Source organism: Flavobacterium procerum, from assembly GCF_042431625.1.
GTDB classification, from domain to species: Bacteria; Bacteroidota; Bacteroidia; order Flavobacteriales; family Flavobacteriaceae; genus Flavobacterium; species Flavobacterium procerum.
The window spans coordinates 1-18,054 of the sequence record NZ_JBHLYW010000009.1; the positions used below are offsets into that span (position 1 = coordinate 1).

The 18,054-nt window shown below is 33.2% G+C and carries 14 protein-coding genes; 8 read left to right on the forward strand and 6 right to left on the reverse strand.

Going from position 1 to position 18,054, the window contains the following annotated elements:
* Positions 1-784: 784 nt before the first annotated feature.
* The 4 genes from ACFFLS_RS11485 to ACFFLS_RS11500 all read right to left on the reverse strand — a co-directional run bounded on the left by ACFFLS_RS11485 (position 785) and on the right by ACFFLS_RS11500 (position 4,405).
* On the reverse strand, positions 785-1,387 hold the full coding sequence (locus ACFFLS_RS11485; protein WP_379686771.1) for a murein L,D-transpeptidase catalytic domain-containing protein: 603 nt from the start codon (positions 1,385-1,387) through the stop codon (positions 785-787).
* A 498-nt stretch (positions 1,388-1,885) separates the two neighbouring features.
* Positions 1,886-2,398 (reverse strand): PRC-barrel domain-containing protein, encoded by a 513-nt coding sequence (locus tag ACFFLS_RS11490; protein WP_379686769.1) that lies wholly within the window; start codon positions 2,396-2,398, stop codon positions 1,886-1,888.
* Between the two features lie 123 nt (positions 2,399-2,521).
* On the reverse strand, positions 2,522-2,692 hold the full coding sequence (locus tag ACFFLS_RS11495) for a hypothetical protein (protein WP_379686767.1): 171 nt from the start codon (positions 2,690-2,692) through the stop codon (positions 2,522-2,524).
* A 234-nt stretch (positions 2,693-2,926) separates the two neighbouring features.
* Positions 2,927-4,405, reverse strand: coding sequence for a hypothetical protein (locus ACFFLS_RS11500; RefSeq protein WP_379686766.1), 1,479 nt, complete (start codon positions 4,403-4,405; stop codon positions 2,927-2,929).
* Positions 4,406-4,694: 289 nt separating this feature from the next.
* On the opposite strand from ACFFLS_RS11500, the gene ACFFLS_RS11505 reads away from it, so the two are divergent.
* Positions 4,695-6,686 carry a GAF domain-containing hybrid sensor histidine kinase/response regulator gene (locus tag ACFFLS_RS11505; protein WP_379686764.1) on the forward strand — a complete coding sequence of 664 codons (1,992 nt, stop codon included), beginning with the start codon at positions 4,695-4,697 and terminating at the stop codon, positions 6,684-6,686.
* A 28-nt stretch (positions 6,687-6,714) separates the two neighbouring features.
* Here the strand turns inward: ACFFLS_RS11505 and ACFFLS_RS11510 are convergent, their stop codons facing one another.
* A complete protein-coding gene (locus ACFFLS_RS11510; RefSeq protein WP_379686763.1) occupies positions 6,715-7,074 on the reverse strand; it encodes a hypothetical protein in 360 nt (119 codons plus the stop codon).
* A gap of 144 nt (positions 7,075-7,218) precedes the next feature.
* Here ACFFLS_RS11510 and ACFFLS_RS11515 point away from each other — a divergent pair, with 144 nt between their 5' ends.
* The gene (locus tag ACFFLS_RS11515) at positions 7,219-7,887 is read left to right on the forward strand and encodes a DUF3826 domain-containing protein (RefSeq protein ID WP_379686761.1); all 669 of its coding nucleotides are present in this window, start codon (positions 7,219-7,221) and stop codon (positions 7,885-7,887) included.
* A gap of 63 nt (positions 7,888-7,950) precedes the next feature.
* Here ACFFLS_RS11515 and ACFFLS_RS11520 read toward each other — a convergent pair whose 3' ends face one another.
* Entirely contained in the window at positions 7,951-8,388 is a 438-nt protein-coding gene (locus tag ACFFLS_RS11520; protein ID WP_379686760.1) for a hypothetical protein, read from the reverse strand.
* 142 nt (positions 8,389-8,530) lie between these two features.
* Between ACFFLS_RS11520 and ACFFLS_RS11525 the strand changes: the two genes are divergently transcribed.
* The 6 genes from ACFFLS_RS11525 (at position 8,531) to ACFFLS_RS11550 (ending at position 18,032) form a co-directional block, all read left to right on the forward strand.
* Positions 8,531-9,079, forward strand: coding sequence for a hypothetical protein (locus ACFFLS_RS11525; RefSeq protein WP_379686758.1), 549 nt, complete (start codon positions 8,531-8,533; stop codon positions 9,077-9,079).
* 166 nt (positions 9,080-9,245) lie between these two features.
* The gene (locus tag ACFFLS_RS11530) at positions 9,246-9,791 is read left to right on the forward strand and encodes an RNA polymerase sigma factor (protein WP_379686756.1); all 546 of its coding nucleotides are present in this window, start codon (positions 9,246-9,248) and stop codon (positions 9,789-9,791) included.
* Positions 9,792-9,867: 76 nt separating this feature from the next.
* Entirely contained in the window at positions 9,868-10,935 is a 1,068-nt protein-coding gene (locus tag ACFFLS_RS11535) for a FecR family protein (RefSeq protein WP_379686754.1), read from the forward strand.
* Between the two features lie 172 nt (positions 10,936-11,107).
* Entirely contained in the window at positions 11,108-14,668 is a 3,561-nt protein-coding gene (locus ACFFLS_RS11540) for a SusC/RagA family TonB-linked outer membrane protein (protein WP_379686753.1), read from the forward strand.
* 17 nt (positions 14,669-14,685) lie between these two features.
* Complete coding sequence (locus tag ACFFLS_RS11545; RefSeq protein WP_379686752.1) at positions 14,686-16,041, forward strand: RagB/SusD family nutrient uptake outer membrane protein; 1,356 nt, start codon at positions 14,686-14,688, stop codon at positions 16,039-16,041.
* An 11-nt stretch (positions 16,042-16,052) separates the two neighbouring features.
* Positions 16,053-18,032, forward strand: coding sequence for a TlpA family protein disulfide reductase (locus tag ACFFLS_RS11550; RefSeq protein ID WP_379686750.1), 1,980 nt, complete (start codon positions 16,053-16,055; stop codon positions 18,030-18,032).
* Positions 18,033-18,054 lie beyond the last annotated feature (22 nt).

Consider the following 18,054-nt stretch of genomic DNA (forward strand, 5'->3'; position numbering starts at 1 on the left):
TGTAAAAGCTTCTTTCGAATCCCGCAAGCTTTTCGCAATCTTTTTTTCAGATTTTTTTTTCTGTCTCGATTGTCGTGCTTGCCAGTATTTCAGTGAACGCCTTTCGTTGTTGCGGGTGCAAAAGTACACAACAATTCCAGTTACGCAAGACTTTTGCACCTCTTTTTTTGCTTTTTTTTTAATTATTCCTTAACTCGCTGATAACGGATTCTTTACAACATGTCTTTTTTTTCATGTCTGTCGCTTTTTTCTGAATTATGATGCAGTTTTCATGATTTCAAGAGGTTTTCATATCCAACTTTTATCGGGTTTTCAATCTTTCCACCGCTTTTTCGAAGGGAAAACAAGATTTAAGGCTTCTTCAGAATGCCGTTTTTAATCTCGCAGAGCCGCTAAGGCGCAGAGTTTTTCCTTTTTTTGTCCTGATTTCATTATGGAATCATCTTCTCGCCCAATAGGCTTCTCCCGAAAACGCCCCTCCCTGGCCCCGATAGGAGCGGAAATCCTTTTGTGCCGGGGTTCGGCACAAAAGATTGAAGCAAATAGCGGGATTAAGCTACTCAAAAAAATAAAGATAATCATGTTCAAGCGCCAGATGCTCTTTGAAAACAGTCCCTGCCCCATTCAGCATGACAAACTTTATTCTTATAATAGTATTCATATTATTTAATACTCATATATAGTAGAATCCTACCTATAATATATAGGTGTGTAACTAAAAATAAAAAAAGAGCTTTGCAGCTCTTTTGATAATGTATTTATGTATCGTTAAAATGATTTCACATTAATAATAAACTGAAAGCATAATTTTAGAATTGGAACTGTCAATGATTTTTTCAAGTCTTTTAAAAAACACTTCATTGACCATTGGACAACCATGGCTGTTAATGATATAATAACCTTGTTCGTCATAAGGCACTTCTTTATAATGGTGCAATACAATCGCTCTCTTCATGGCGTTATTGTTACTCTCGTCTAAACCGGCAAGCCTAAAAGCTTTTCCGAATACACCTTTATATGATTTTTCGACTGAATATTTCCCTAACGAGGTGCAATTAGATTCTGGAACATTACTGAACTGCAATATATCTCCTTTTATTTTTGTTTCTGATCCAGAACCATGAGCTACTAATCCTTGATCAATAATTTGGTCGTTTTCAAGGTCATAAACAAAAAAACGGTTTCTTCCTGATTTAATCTTCATGTCAACCAAAAAAGCAATTTTGGTGTTGTACTTATGATTCGAAGCAATAAATGATTTTACTTCACTTACATGTTCATTAAGTCTGAACAATTCTACTTCATTTAGTAAATCTTTCTTATCTGTCGCTTTGTAAGTTGTAAAGGAACACAAAGAAAAAAACAGCGCCATAAAAAATACTCTCATAAAAAGGTAGTGTATTAAGTTAAAATGCAGATTTGGGGTTAGCATCAAATGTTTTGTTGCTGCAAAATTATATTTAGATTTTATAAAATTTCCATATCGGCGTGTTAAAAATAACATAAATAATTGATATTAAAAAACTTAAATAAAATATTTTATCAAAAACTCTATAAAAATCGTTAAGTATATCAACTGCTACGAAACGAATAATTATAAAAAAACTCTCCTTTTTGCATGAAAGTCTTCAAGTTGCTTTATTTTTTTAGTGGAAAATAAAACACCTAAAGCTATAATTGATAAAAAAGTTTTACCTGAAGTTGTAAATATTAAATAAAATCAAGCTCATCCCTATTGGACTCGTATGAAACAAAAAAAAAGCTGTATTTATTAAAAATACAGCTTTTTCTCAAATCTTCTAAATTAAATATAATAAACTTGACTTTATTAATCAACAGCATTGAAGAAATCTTATCATATATGCTTTAAATATCATATACGGCATTAACGATTATCAAACTCCCTGCGATTGTAAAAAGTGTCATCATTGCTATCAGAACCAAAACGCGAATCTTCATCGGGATAATACGATTTTAGTACGCTTCTTTCGTAATTTCTGTCAAAATTATGTAGTTGATTATATCGGCTTGTTTTTTGAAAAGTGTCATAACCGATACTGTTAGCCATAACGATTTTAGTATCTTTATTGATGCTGACAGATCCGATTGGTATTATAATGTGGGTGTCTCCATCTCGATACACAAACTCTTTTTCATTCTGGTTCTCAATAGCATTGTGCACCTCTTTACGACTCTCTTCTATTAATGCCTTGTCTACACTCACATCAAGATAAACAACGCGTTGCATATCCTTATTAACCCAAAGATTATCAATTTTGCCTATAGTTCGGTTGGCAGCATCTACTATTTTCCATCCTCTAACATCAGAATAGTTGGACGCAACTTTATAATCTGCAAGTTCGTCCAGTCTGTATAAATTTCTATCTTTATTTTCCATATTGTTTTTATTATTGTAATTTTCGATTGCGCTAGTTGTACGCTTAATTCACGAAATTGTAATCGTAAATCTTTCCCAATTATATGGACCGTAAAAGTATTTTAGTCCTACCTTTTACTGCTGTTAAGGTTGATTGGCTGTACTATCTACACTTATAGTTTCAATTCCTGTTTTGTCAGCACTCTGTACTTGATCATCTCTCAAAAAAACATAATAGACAAGAGCCGTGATTAACAGTACAGCAACAATCCATGGCCAAATAGGCTTCTTTTTCTCAATTTTAATTTCTGCCATAACTTTCTTTTTTAATGAATATTTTTTACTAGATATTAAAGGTACAAATGAGCATTGTCTCTTAAAGTATTTAATTTTAGGCAGAAGTTATACAATTCCCAGTAATCTAAAAATCTGATATAAAATATTTTATGGGAATTATTTATCGAAACAACAAAAAAAGGAGGTTGGCTTTTATTATAAATAAAAAAGGATCAGAAAAGCTCCGATCCTTAATTGACATTAGTTGTAAAATTAATCTTTAAACAAAACTACTTTATAATATTTTTTGTTGTCTGTTTCAACCAACCAAACTCCTTCATCTGAATAAAGTGTTTCAAAATACAATCTATCTCCTTTTTCAGGAATTTTTTTGAGATAATCCATCACTTTTGGATTTATGCTAACTGCAGCAAAACAAATTGGTGAGAAAGTTTTGTTTCTCAACTCCTTAAAATCATATGTATTGCTGATAAAATACGACATTTTACCATGACTTAGATTATTATTGTACTCAATAAAACTGCTTTTTAGTATTGAGCCTGAAGTTTTATCAATGATAGCAGCATTCGTAAATTCTGTAAAAGAATTAACAGATGAAGAAAAAATAAGATTTTTACCGTAATCCAGTAAATTTACCTGAAATGCTGAACTTACACGAATTTTCTCGAAATAGTCTTTCCCATCTATATAATTGACAGATTCCCAAAGTTTGTTTCCACCTTTATCGAATTTAAAAACATAAAATCCCTTTGGAAGCGCTTTAGCATCTATCTTTTTGGGTGCCTCATCACTAAAAATTCCATAGATATACATATCACCGTTTTGAGGGTCTTCGTAGTAATTATTGATTGATAAAACGTCTAGAGCATAAGATTCGTCTACGAAACGAGGACTCTGCATGCTTTGCGTTGATGTATTATATCTTGGTCCGCCACCATTTGTAGAAGTTATAAAATATTTATTGTCTAATTTAAGCGTAAAAGGTTGCGTTTTAATTTTTTTCCCTTCAAAATTATAGCTCGATTTATACAAAACTACAGTTTGTGAATCTGCTGAAAGTGATTTTGTAATCAGATCAAAATTCTCATTATTATTTAACTTACAGCTAAAGGTGAGATCATAATCACTCTTTGAAAACTGATTTCCTTTTAGCAAAGCAAAATCAGGTTTCTCTAATTTTACTCTTTTGTTGGTGTTATTCTTAATTTCAATGATTTCTAAAAAAACATCTTCTTTCTCAATATCTTTTATACGCCAGCTGTTTTTCGAATTTGTAAAACCCAAAACATATAGATCATTAAAAGAACCTGAGAATTTATCTGGTCTGCCTGAAGCGTCAAAAACATTGTTTTTATCATAACTTCCAAAATAACTAAAATTAGGATTTTTAAGTTTTTCTTTCGTGACCGATTGTTCCTGTCCGTTTAAGACAAACTTATAAGTTCCTTGGTCTTTTAGGTCTACAGTTTTATAAGAGTTTTCTGTTCTAGAAAAATCAGCATACATCTTATTGACGTTTTGATATAGAAAAGTTTTTTTTCCGTTAATATCTACTGTAAAAGCAGAATTACCATTCGATTTTGAACTAGTACAAAAAACGATTTTTTTAGATTTTGGCAAATATTGAAAATAAGCTGGAGAATTTTCATTATCAATTTTTTCTTCGATTATAACAGTTTGTGCTGTAAGCTTTGTAGCCAACAAGAGTAGTCCTAAAAGTATTTTTTTCATATGTTTTGGATTGTTAATTTTCTTTTCAAATATAATTATTTTAACAATAAAAAACCTCTGAAAAACTTTATCCTGTTTAACTAATATTTTTTTTCAAATTTTAAATTGGTGCCGACTATTTTTTTCATTTGAAATAACAATTAACGAAAAAACACTTTTTTAAATTACTCAATCTTCTTCTGTCATAAAATTTAATAAAGCTTATCTGAAAATTATATAATCTATTATTACTCAAATTGTAATCATTTGTAAACCAGTTTTTTGTAACTTCATATTAAATTTTTTGATTATGGAGTCTGTAGATATACCTGTTCCTCACAATGAATCCCAGCGTCTTGATGCTCTAAAACGCTATAATATACTGGACACGCTTCCTGATAATGCTTTTGATGATGCGACAGCACTTGTCTCCTACATCTGTGGAGTTCCTATTGCTTATATTTCTTTTATTGATGAAAGCAGACAGTGGTTTAAATCTGAAATCGGTATCGGAGTCTCTGAGGTGCCTCGCGAAATCACTTTTTGCCGTTACACTATTATGGATTCTAAACTCGTTGAAATTCCAGACACATTGCTCAATGACAGATTTAAAGACGATGCAAATGTTACGGGTGGCTTCAAAATAAGATTTTATGCCGGAGTTCCACTCACCACTCCCGATGGATATCATATAGGAGTTTTATGCGCAGCCGACCATATGCCACGAAATCTTAATGACAATCAGCGAAATGCACTTAAAATCGTAGCGCGACACGTTATCAATACTTTGGAACTTGAGACAAAAAACAACGAACTTGCAGGTCAGAAAAAAATAGCCGAGCGCGCTGTGGCCGCAAAAGACAGTTTTTTAGCTAATATGAGCCATGAAATAAGAACGCCTCTAAATGCTGTAATAGGTTTTACCGAACTGTTGGCGGGTACCAAACTAGACCAACAACAGCGAGGTTATGTAAAAGATGTACAAACCGCTGGAGAAAATTTGCTACTTATAGTAAACGACATACTAGATCTTTCTAAAATTGAATCTGGCGGACTTTCACTTGAGCTACAACCCTTTCATTTAAAAAAAGCACTTAGACATGTCTACGACCTTCTTAAAATAAAGGCATCAAAAGGAGTAGAATTTAACCTCTATCTAGATGCTGAACTACCAGAAATCATTTCAGGTGATCAAGTGAGGCTAAATCAGATATTAATGAATCTTGCCGGAAATGCACTTAAGTTTACCAAGGAAGGAGAAGTCACTATATCTGTAAAAAAAACAGCAGAAACAGATGAGGATTATCTGATTCGTTTCTCTGTAAAAGATACCGGAATTGGTATACCGCAAGAGCATATTGATACCGTTTTTCAGCGTTTTACTCAAGCAGAAGAAAGTACAACTAGAAAGTTTGGTGGCACTGGACTGGGACTCAGTATTGTGAAACAACTCGTAGAACTTCATGATTCAACCATTCAAGTCAAAAGCCGAGAAGGCTTAGGATCTGAGTTTTTCTTTACTCTTACTTACGAGAAAACATTCCATGAAACAAACGAACGCGAGACACTTCCTGTCAATGATTTAGGCAAACTTAGAATACTGCTTTGCGAGGATAATCGTTTAAATCAGAAATTGGCGCAGAACGTAATAGAAGGATTTGGTTTTGAAATTGATATTGCCGAAAATGGCGACCAAGGTATCGAATCGCTATCTAAAAATCAGTACGACTTGGTATTAATGGATTTACAAATGCCTGTTCGCGACGGATATCAAACTACAAACTATATTCGTAAAGAGCTAAACAGTTCGATTCCCATTATAGCCATGACGGCGCATTCATTGGCAGGAGAACAAGATCGATGTTACGATGCCGGTATGGATGGCTATGTTCCGAAACCTTTTAAACAGTATGAGCTTTTGGAAGCCATTAAAACCGTACTAAAAAAAGAACCTCGATCTATGAAACGCCCTAAAGCAGATTTATCGCGCATAGAAGAAACAGACAGAAAAAAACCAGGCTGGAAAAAAGAAGTCACTACACAATTTATAGAAAAAGCACCTCTTGAACTTAAGGAACTAGAAAAAGCTTTAAAAAAATCTGATTTCAAAACAGTCCTCCATACAGCGGAGCAACTTCAAATTTGGCTTCATTTATTTGTGCTTGAAAATCTCAGCAAACATTTATCAAATATTGAGCATGAAGCGCATAGGAAAAAATTCACAGCTGAATCTGTAGACAGTATGGAAATACTATTCTGCAGTATTGAAGAGGTTTTGAAAGATCTTAAGAAAAATGTTTAAGTTTCCTAAAAATATAATGCTATTCGTCTCAATACATTGCATCTAACTGCTCTTTAGATAATTTTATATGTTTTAAAACAAACTGTTTCTTTGTCAAATTATAATAAGCAATTGCTAATAAATAAGCATCAAGCGGATTTTCTACATATTCATAAAAGAAACACTCGGTGTAGACCGTATCATTTTTTTCGTTAAAAATTTTGTTATAAACAGGAAAGGCTCTGTAATCATATTTTTCCTGATATTTTTTGATTTCTTTTTTCTGATATTTCGAAAAAGACTGCAAATCATTGTATTTATTGAAATATTTAATAAACGAAAATGCAAAAACACCATTTAAAACGATTAAAAAAACTATTAAAGCGGTTCTGTAGTTGTGTTTTTTCATTTTTAGATTTGGCTCTTATTATTCGATATAAAAATATTAAAAATAACAATTGAAAAATAATTGTTAACAATACACTTAATTAGTAAAAAGTAGATTGTGTTTCGTATTTTTAATCAAAAATAGCTAAAAAATATTCCCATTTGTATGAAAAAGAAAAACTTAAAAATAGTATTGCTAATCGGATTTTTAATTTTAAATATTGCCATAAACGCCCAATCTACTAAAAATGAACAAGATGAAATTGTAAAGGCTAAAGAATGGATCAGCTCTCTATCATTAAATGACAGCGCTAAAGAAAACAGATTGATACAAGTAGTTGCCACACATCTTACTGCGGTAAAAGACTGGCACAATAGCCATCCTGCTTCCACAGTGCCTGCAGGAATAAATCCGTTAGACGGAAAACCTCTTTCAGAGCTTCACAGACAAATAATTGCCGATTCGGCGATGCCTTCCAAAGTTCATGAAGATTTAATGAGCGGATTAAGAAAAGATTTAAATGAACAGCAAGTGGCTTTAGTTTTAGACAAATATACAATCGGAAAAGTAGCATTTACCATGAAAGGCTACCAAGCAATTGTTCCTGAAATGACTGAGGCTGAAACAGCCGAAATTCAAAAACTACTCGAGAAAGCCCGTGAACAAGCTGTAGATTATAAAAGCATGAAAGAGATTTCGGCTATTTTTGAAATTTACAAAACACAGGCTGAACACTATTTAAACAACAACGGTCGCAACTGGCGTCAGATGTACAGCGATTACACAAAAAAAATTAAAGCTGAAAAAGAAACTAAAAAAGGAAAAACTCCTTAATTTTTTAAAGATTTTTTCCTTTTCAACTGCCAACCGATTCAAAAGTTATCAGTCAATTTTAAATTAGAAACGATATTTTTCGAGTAGATCTTCTGTATTTACGTTTTGCTCGCTGATTTTTTCTCCGCAGAAATCATAAATAATAAGTTTTCCAATTTCTTCACCAAGCAAACAGATAACTTCATGAATTTCATCTTTGTCAATTACTAATCTATGAAACTTTCTAAAGTCATATACATCACCTTTTTCAGTCGATCTCATTACAGTTTTTACTAGAATCCGGCCATTTTCATCAACTGCCTTATCTATCCGTTTGACTTTTTTATGATTAGTTTTTCTAAAGAAAAAATAGCGATTTTTGGTTTTAAACTCCGTTTTTACAGTTACACCTTGTTCATTGCAAACATTCTTTTTAATTAGTTCTGAATCAGCTGAATAAATATTCTGAATCATTAAAAGAAAAACAATTACTAGCGATTTACCGTAAAAATTTGGGTTCATAAATCAAGATTGGTTTAGTGTTTTTTTTGAATGATAATCATTTTACTAATTTCATGCCATTAATTTGCATCAGATTATTATTATCAATTAACTTTATTATATTGCTGACAGTAAATTTATGAAGCATATTCTTTATTATTAAATGAAAAAAGCATTTTTTCTTTCCCTTCTTTTCTTTGTTTCCTGTGGAGTAAAAACTTATTTATTGAATAACGGGCATACAAAAGCCCCCGTGAAACCTCTTATTGATTTGAACATTGAAAACTTTGATTCAAATCTGAATAAGGCCATTGATACAAATTGTATCTATGAACAGTTTAACCAAAACTATAAAGTCTTGTTTAGATTGGACAACCATATTGAAACAAATATTTATGCTGTATTAAAATTTTATCCTAATGGGCATTTTAATAAGTTTTATTTACATAGAGAACGAAATCAATTATTAAAAAAAGAGAATTTTGACCCTTCTTATTCAGGTTACAGAGGATATTACAATAAGAAAGATGGCGAAATCCGTTTTAATCTCTACGCCCCTGTTACTCAAGAAAGAGAAATAGGTAAATTATCCGGCATTTTAAATATTCAAGGCGACACCATTTATGTGGTTACAGATTGTTATAAAGAAGCAGAAATCTTTATAAAGAGAAAAATTCCTAATGAACTTCTTGATTTTAAAGCAAAATGGTAAAAATTTGAACTGATTTCAATCAAAGAACGATTTATAAATTTTAACAAAATTATCGCTATTATTTTGACCGAAATCTTCAAAAAGATGCGAAATATTCGAAATATCATCAAATTGATTGATAAAAGTTTTAGATTTGCTGAAAAACTCAAGCAATCTTATTCCTTAAATGGAGAATACTTCAGAAGATATTTTTTTATGGCAACAGACTAAAAAAGGTGATATTACCGCCTTTGAAAAGCTGTATGATATCTATGCTGACGTTTTATTTACTTTTGCTTTACAATACACTAACGAAACTTCTGTCGCCAAAGATGCGATTCACGATGTTTTTCTCGACATTTACAAATACCGCAGCGGTCTTGCTGAAAGTGTGAATGTAAAAGCATATCTGTTTAAAATCACACAACGAAACGTTTTAAAAAAAGAGAAAGCTTCAAAAAAAACATTCTCTATTACTTCTGATTATGATACTGTTATACTAAAAGAACTCTCTTTTGAAGACAGTTTAATCGAAGAAGAAAACAACGCCGCTCTAAACTCCAGGCTGGCATTTGCGATGCAGGAACTTACCGATAAGCAACGCCAAGCATTGTTTTACAGATTTAATGAAGACAAACCGTACGAGGAAATTGCCTCGATTTTGGACATTTCTATTGAGTCTTGCAGAACACTGATTTACAGATGTTTGAAAGAATTGCGAAAAAAACTTTAAAAAAAGGTTATTTTTTTTGTCTATGTTTTAAAAGAGTTGTTCTCTTAGTAAATATAGACCCCATAAAAACATCGCCTTGCAAATTAATTTTAATAAAATATCGAACGATGAAAAAGATTCTTTAAAGAATCAAATTCGTCTTGGACTAATCGAACTAGAACAAAAAGAATCTAGGCGCAGGAAGAAAAAAAGACTCCTAGCCTATTCTGCTACTGCTAGCGTCGCCTTATTTGTTTCATTCTCTGTATACATAAATCGTACAGCTAATGAAAATAGTCAGCCTCAAACAGCATTAGAGCAGTTTGCTGCAGATAAAGAATCGACAGAATCAAATATTGATTTAGAAAACATTTCTCTTGTTTTACAAAATCGGCAAACTATTGCGGTACAGGACAGTACCGTTATCAGTTACGGAAAAGATGGAGAAAAAGTTACGGTTGGAGAAAAAGCTATCAAAACAAATTCAAATAATGCTGTGGCTTTTAACACTGTTCGTGTTCCTTACGGCAAAAGAACGCAAATTGTTTTGACTGATGGGACAACAGTTTGGCTGAATTCTGGTTCATCTTTAATTTATCCGACTCAGTTTGACGGGTCAATTCGTGAAGTTTATTTAACCGGTGAAGCCGCTTTTGATGTAGCGCACGATAAAAGCAAACCGTTTTTTGTAAAAACAAAAGAATGTAATGTACGCGTATTGGGAACTGTTTTCAATGTGAGTTCCTATGCCGAAGACGAAACGGTGCAAACCGCATTATTACAAGGAAAAGTAAGAATTACATACAACAAAAAAGGACTCTTGAAGAATCAGGAAATTCAGGAAGATCTAACACCTGGAATGATTGCTACCATCAATAAAGATAAAAAACAGCTGAAGGTAGAACAAAAAGATGTTGCTTCAATATTATCTTGGAGAGAAGGCTATTTTACTTTTAAAAGCCAGTCTCTAAATACTATTTTAAGCAAGCTTTCAAAATATTATAAAATTGAATTTATCAAAGGGGAAAACTTAAATCTTGAGACAAATTATTCGGGATCTTTTGCTTTAAATGAAAACCTTAACTCGCTTGCTGCTGCTTTGTCGAGCATCACCAACAACAACTGTACTGTTAACGCAAACCAAAGAACTATTACTATTAAATAAAAAAATCAATTCTAAAACCACCAAAGCCTATGATATAAGACCAAAAATAAACATATCAGCCTTATTTGTAAAAACTAACCAAAAAAAAACCAAAAGATGTTGGAACCATCTTTTGGCATTGTAGAACTGTAGTCAACGCTAATTGACTATCTCTTAAATTCAAAACAAAATTATGAATAAAAAACATAATTCAGAAAAGTATTTTTCTGGACGATACCACTATTACCTATATCTGCTGCTTATGAGATCTGTTACTGCATTTATCTGGATAAGTATGTGTAGTTTATATGCGAACCCTTCTTTAGGACAAAATAAAATACATGTTCGTTTCAAGAACACGCCACTAACTGAAGTTTTTTCTACTTTGGAGAAACAGACCAATTATGTCTTTTTCTATAATGACGATGTACTAAAATCTGCCAATACTATTACATTGGACAAAGACGCGACTTTAGAAGAAATCTTAAACAATGCTTTAAAAAGCAATAATTTAACTTTTGACATTATTGACAAACAAGTTGTTGTAAAGAAAAACAAAAAGAAAGCCGAACAGCTCGAATATGAATTAACCGGGAAAGTTACCGATAAAAAAGGTGCTCCAATGATTGGCGTAAACGTAGTCTTAAAAGGCAAACAATCTTGGGATATTACGAGAAAAGAAGGAGAATATCGAATGAGAGTTTCTCCTTATGACACGATTGTTTTTAGCTCCTTAGGTTTTAAAACCGTTACAGTTGCTGTCAACAATAGAAGAATCATCGACGCTACACTTGTACCAGATGTTATGGAACTTCATTCTGTAGAAATCTCTGTTTCTAACGGTTATACAGAAATACCAAGGGAAAGAGTTACGGGAGCTATCGGAGTAATGACTGCCAAAGAACTGGCAGAAGTTCCAACAGTAGACATTCAGTCAAGATTGGAAGGAAAAATGGCTGGTGTAAACGTTGATCCAAGATCAGGTTCCATCAGTGTTAGAGGAACCAATAATTTTAGTGGAACGGGACAACCCTTAATTGTTATCGACGGTTTTCCGCAATCAAGAGAAGATTTTGCTTTCTCTAAAAGAGGCGTTCCTGGATCTTCGATTTTAAGTTTTCTTAACCCAGACGATGTAGAAAGTATTACGGTTTTAAAAGATGCCGCAGCAAGTTCTATCTGGGGATCACAGGCTGCAAATGGTGTAATCGTAATTACAACCAAAAAAGGCAAAAAAGGGGAACCGACCATAAATTTTAATACGACTACAAGCATTGGAGAAAAAATTGATTTGAGCAAACTTCGTGTTATGAATACGGCTCAATATATTGATTACGAAAAAGATCTTGTAAATGGCGGATTCGTTGCTGATAACATTTCAAACTGGCAGGCTCTTAATCCAAGTGCGGCACAGGAAATCATGTTTAGACAAAAAAGAGGTGAAATTTCTGTAGCTCAAAGAGATCAGCTGTTAAGCCAATTGGGGCAAAATGATAATTTGGGACAGATAAACAGGTATCTGTTAAGAAATTCTATTACAACGCAATATGATTTATCAATAAACGGCGGAAACGAAAAAAGCACTTATTATCTGTCTTTAGGATACAACAAGGATCAAGCTGCTATGAAAGGAAATGATTCTCATTCGTATAACATTACTTTGAACAACTCTTTTCAGCTTAAAAGCTTCTTAAAATTAAATACAGGAATCAATTACGTTCCGACAACGTATCAAACGAATACAGTTGCAAACGAGGCTTTATCAAATGTATCGGCTACAGCTTTACGCCCTTATGATATGATTGCTGATGAAAACGGAAATGGAATTAGCCGTTATTACCTTTTTAGACCAGAAGTTTCACAAGGATTTGAAGCAAAAGGATACTTGCCTTGGTCCTATAATCATTTAGATGAACTAAATTATTCTAATGTAATAACAAAGGGGGCCAACATAAGATTAAATGCAAGTTTAACGGCCACAATTACAGATTGGTTAAATTTTGAAGCATCTGGAATGTATACTTCTATTACCAACAAAACTAAATCGTTGAGTGAGTTAGACAGCTATTATACGCGAAACATGATTAACCAAGCAACATCTATTAATACAGCCGGAAAATTAGTTTATGGTATACCGCTCGGTTCTTATTTATATAATACGAACACTAACAACGATACTCAGAGTATGCGTTTTCAAATGAATATCAATAAGAATTTCAACGAAAACAATAGCTTACATTTCTTAGCAGGTGCAGAAGTTAGAGAAGAACGCAGAGAAGGTTCAAGTCAAAGATATTACGGTTATAACATTGACACTAACTCGGGGCAATCTGTAAATCCTACAGTTTATTACAATACCGTTTATGGATGGCAGAGTATTATAGGAACTTCAGACAATAGCATCAGCAAATCAAGAAGCCGCTATTTATCGTATTACGGATTAGGTTCTTATGATTTTATGAACCGCTACCATGTTTCGGGAAGTGTTCGTTTTGATGATGCTAACATATTAGGAGCCTCTAAAAAAAATAGAGCCATACCACTATGGTCTACAGGAGTTAAATGGGATATCAACAAAGAGTTTTTCTTGAGAGACGTAAACTGGTTGAGCAATCTGGCAATAAGAGTAACCTATGGTAAAGCCGGAAGTTCTCCTACTGGAGGTTTTGGCAGCCAAAGCCCTATAATTAGCATTGGATCTATAGATTATAACACGCAATTGCCAACAGGATCTATCAGCATTCCTGAAAATCCTGAAATTAAATGGGAAACAACATCAACATTGAATTACGCTTTAGACTACGGTTTCTTTAATAATCGTTTACGAGGAAATGTTGATTTCTACTATAAAAAAAGTTATGATATTTTAGCAAATCTTCCTTTTAATCCGACTTATGGATGGTCTTATGTAAATTACAATACGTCTTCTTTAAAAGGGCATGGTATTGATTTTTCTCTTTCGGGAACTATTATAAACGCCGCTTTTAAATGGAACAGCACTTTAAATTTCTCTTATAATACCAATGAGGTTACAGATTCACGTTATGTATTAAACAGCACCAACCAGTATTTCGGTTCATCGCCAATGATCGGAAACTCTATCGGAACAGTTTATGCTTACAATTGGGCTGGACTAGATGGTACAGGACAATCTCAAGTTTACAAAAAAGACGGTACTATTGTAAATTCCACTCAAGGCATTGCATCAATTGATAAAGACGACCTTAAAAAAATGGGAACTACTTTTGCTCCTTATTTTGGAGGATTTATAAATGATTTCTCTTTTAAAAATTTCAGACTAGGTGTTCAGATTACGTATTATGCAGGGCACGTATTTAGAAATACAGTACTTCAAAACTATCCTTCATATTCTGGAGTTCAGTATGGTGCTGTTGCTAAAGACGAATTGATAGCGGACAGATGGAGACAAGCTGGAGACGAAGCTTTTACAAACGTTCCTGGTCTTACCAATATTAGCTTCAACAGTTTGAACCGTTATCAATATGCTGATATTAATGTACTTCCAGCAGACAACGTGAGATTACAACAGATTTCATTAGGATACAATGTGCCTTCAGAATGGTTAGAAAAAACATTTATTAAGTCACTAAGTTTCAATTTCGCTGCAAGAAATTTAGGGTTGTTATGGGTTAAAAATGATTTAGGAATCGATCCACAATACCTGTCAAACGGTAACTATAATACGCTTGCACCACAACGTAACTATACCTTACAGTTTAATTTCAGTTTTTAATTTTAAAAAATAGACTTATGAAATTTCTTAAATCTACATTATATATATTTCTTCCTTTGCTTTTGCTAAACTCATGTCGAGATTATGTTGAAGTTGAACAGGTTGGAAATAACAGAATCTTAAAATACACTTCTGATTACAGAGCCATAGCCAACAATTATAATGATGTAACTGCTTCTGGCGGCATTTATCTTATCGCAAATGATGATGTCGAATTTCCTACAACTTATCAGAATGGCGTTACGACAATATGGGGAAATAGCTACACTTGGCAGGAAAGGATTTATGACCCATCTCAAGGCGATTCAGATTGGACAGGATTATACAAAGCTGTCTATTACAGCAATGTACTCCTAGATGGCGTAATGGGAAGTGAAAAAGGAACTGAAGCAGAAAAAAAAGAAATCTATGCCGAAGCCTTCGTACACAGAGCCTTTGCTTATTTGCAATTGGTTAATACTTATGGACCGCAGTTTGATCCAGCTTCTTCTAATTCAGAAAAAGCAGTGCCACTATTATTAAAACCAGAATTGTTTTCTTCTTTAGAAAGAAATACAGTAGGCCAAGTTTACGATCAAATTATATCTGATCTAAAAAGTGCTTTAGACAATGGCATTCAAGATGACCCACAATTTAATGTACTTCCTTCAAAAAGAGCCGTTTATGCATTGCTTGCGAGAACCTATTTATTAATGGGACAATATGATTTGAGTCTTGAAAATGCAGAAAAAGCGTTGCAAATGCAAAATGGCTTAATCGATTTTAAATCTTTAGCCACAGCATATAGCTATCCCGTTTTGATTCAGAATCCTGAGGTTATTTTTTCAAAAACGTTGCTTTTAACTTATAACGGTGCGCCATTATCTACAGAGCTTTTAAATAGTTTTGGAACCGATGATTTACGTTACAATTATTACACCGCTCCAGGAACTAATTTCTATCCTACTTACACTGGAAGAGGATTTGGGATAAACACTTACAGTTACACCAACGGAGTAAATGTCGGAGTTTCTGTTCCTGAAATGTATTTAATTGCAGCTGAATGTTATGCTAGATCTGGAAAAATTACAGAAGCCGTTAATTATCTTAATATTCTGAGAGCAAAACGTTTTAAATCGGGAACAACTTATACTGTTTCGGCAACAACAAACAAGGAAGCTCTGGATTTGGTTTTAGCCGAAAGACGAAAAGAATTCATAGGAAGAGGTTTCCGCTGGTTTGATCAAAGACGATTAAATCTAGATCCAGCTTATAAAAAAACATATACTCGAGTTTTTAAAGGCCAAACCTATACTTTGGAACCAAATAGTGGTGGATATGTATTCCCAATCAATCAAAATTATATCGATCTAAGCCCTGAATTAGGGAAATAAAAAAACGTACAATGTTTACAAAAATTAAGAATATCAAATTATTGGTATTGGCGTTCTGTGCCTTTACCTTACAAGTTACCAGTCAAGAAGTTAAATCGAGATTACAAGGAATGGTTGACATTCCGATTCCCGGAGCAAGTTTCAGCATGACGTACGATCCAAAAGGCGGACCTTTAGAAAATGTTAAGAATATCAGCGGTTATGCTTATGTTTTTAATGATTACAGATGGGAAATTGAAGACCTTAAAATGAAAAAAAATGGCGCTGTTTACAGCGCCGATTTTACAGTTCCAAAAAACTGTGCTTTTATGGCTTTCAAATTCTATGGCAATACCGAAAACGGATTAGTTACAGATACGAATCAAGACGCAGGATATATGCTGGTTGCTTTTAAAGAACCAAAAGTAAAAATGCCGGGAGCTGATTTGGCTTGGGCAACTTTCAGAAACAAAGATTTCAATGGCCAATTTGGCGATTACTTCAAAGATTTTTCTATTGATGGAGATGCTACAGAATATTGGTTAAAAAAGGAAGTTGCAGCTAACGGAAATAGATTTCCTGAGTTTTTTGACTCTTATTTCGATGTATTGAAAAAACAAAAACCTGAAAAGTTTCAGGAATTGGGAAGCAAATTTTTAGCCGATTTTACAAAGAATATGAAAGGACTTCCTGAAGAAGTGTACTCAAAAGTGCACCATATTTATTTGTTTGATCTAAAGAATAAAACAAAGGCAGATTCTCTTGAAGCAGTAATCGAAAAACAATTTCCAAAAGGAAGCCATGTAAGATTCAAAGCGTATCAAAAAATTATGCCGATTGCAGATGTCACAGAAAGAAACAAGGTAATTACACAGTTCTTAGCTGATTTTCCATACAACTCTGAAGTACCACCATCTCAGAAATATTTCTATGATAACATTGTAAAAATGCAGTTTGGATATTATTTCGATACTAAAGATTACAAAAGCATTTTAGCGATGATTCCAACAATGAATTTTGCTAATTTGAATGATGCTTACCACCAAAATATTTCGAAAGCATTATACTTAAAAGTAGTTGATCCTGCTTTAATCGAAACTATGGCAGTGCCAATGATGCGGCAGATGCAGCAAAAAGTAAACGATATGTCGTATATGCAGGGACTTTACTGGTCTCCAAACCAAGCAACTGAAAATGCAAAAACACAGCTTAACAACGAATTGGTAATTCAGATTCGTATGTACGATATCTTGAAAAAGTACAAAGAAGTTTTAGAGACTTTTGCTTTACTTCCATTCGAAAAACGTTACGAAAAAGCGAGTATAAACGATATTCATATTAAAGCTTTAGAAGCATTTAATAAACCAATTTTAGAGGTTTTAAAAAATGCAGCAAGAGCCAATATTTTATCTGAAGGAGCAACTGCAAAACTGAAAGAATTGTATTTGAAAGAAGGTAAAAAAGAAGCGGATTTCCCTGCGTATTTAGAGCAATTGAAAAAAGAAAACAAAGCAGAAGAAAAAATCGCTTTAATGGATCCAGTTCCCGCGCCAGCAATTAAAGTGCAGTCTGCAGACGGAAAAACAAAAGATTTAGCTTTAAACAGTGGTAAAATCATTGTAATTGATTTCTGGGCAACTTGGTGCGGACCTTGTAAAAAAGCGTTTCCAGCAATGCAGCAATTGGTAAACAACTTTAAAGAAGACAAACAAATTGAAATTTATTTTATCAGCACGCAGGAAACTAAAGAAGGCTATAAAAAAGAAGCTTTGGCTTATCTAAAAGAAAAAGGTTTAAAAATCAATACCTATTTTGATTTGGTTAAAAAAGGCGGCGGTACAAACAACGCTTCTTTTACCAACTATGCTCAGATCTTTAAATCAAGCGGTATTCCAAGAAAAGTAGTGATCAAAGACGGAAAAATCCGTTTTACATCTGAAGGATATTCTGGAAATCCAGGACAATTAGTGGACGAACTTACAAACGTTATCAACACTTTAAAGAACGAATAATTGCTTTTTGAAAATCAAAAAA

Coding starts and splice junctions, on each gene's coding strand:
- ACFFLS_RS11485 (WP_379686771.1), bottom strand. CDS start 1,387: ATGAGAGTATTTTTTATGGCGCTGTTTTTTTCTTTGTGTTCCTTTACA.
- ACFFLS_RS11490 (WP_379686769.1), bottom strand. CDS start 2,398: ATGGAAAATAAAGATAGAAATTTATACAGACTGGACGAACTTGCAGAT.
- ACFFLS_RS11495 (WP_379686767.1), bottom strand. CDS start 2,692: ATGGCAGAAATTAAAATTGAGAAAAAGAAGCCTATTTGGCCATGGATT.
- ACFFLS_RS11500 (WP_379686766.1), bottom strand. CDS start 4,405: ATGAAAAAAATACTTTTAGGACTACTCTTGTTGGCTACAAAGCTTACA.
- ACFFLS_RS11505 (WP_379686764.1), top strand. CDS start 4,695: ATGGAGTCTGTAGATATACCTGTTCCTCACAATGAATCCCAGCGTCTT.
- ACFFLS_RS11510 (WP_379686763.1), bottom strand. CDS start 7,074: ATGAAAAAACACAACTACAGAACCGCTTTAATAGTTTTTTTAATCGTT.
- ACFFLS_RS11515 (WP_379686761.1), top strand. CDS start 7,219: ATGAAAAAGAAAAACTTAAAAATAGTATTGCTAATCGGATTTTTAATT.
- ACFFLS_RS11520 (WP_379686760.1), bottom strand. CDS start 8,388: ATGAACCCAAATTTTTACGGTAAATCGCTAGTAATTGTTTTTCTTTTA.
- ACFFLS_RS11525 (WP_379686758.1), top strand. CDS start 8,531: ATGAAAAAAGCATTTTTTCTTTCCCTTCTTTTCTTTGTTTCCTGTGGA.
- ACFFLS_RS11530 (WP_379686756.1), top strand. CDS start 9,246: ATGGAGAATACTTCAGAAGATATTTTTTTATGGCAACAGACTAAAAAA.
- ACFFLS_RS11540 (WP_379686753.1), top strand. CDS start 11,108: ATGAATAAAAAACATAATTCAGAAAAGTATTTTTCTGGACGATACCAC.
- ACFFLS_RS11545 (WP_379686752.1), top strand. CDS start 14,686: ATGAAATTTCTTAAATCTACATTATATATATTTCTTCCTTTGCTTTTG.
- ACFFLS_RS11550 (WP_379686750.1), top strand. CDS start 16,053: ATGTTTACAAAAATTAAGAATATCAAATTATTGGTATTGGCGTTCTGT.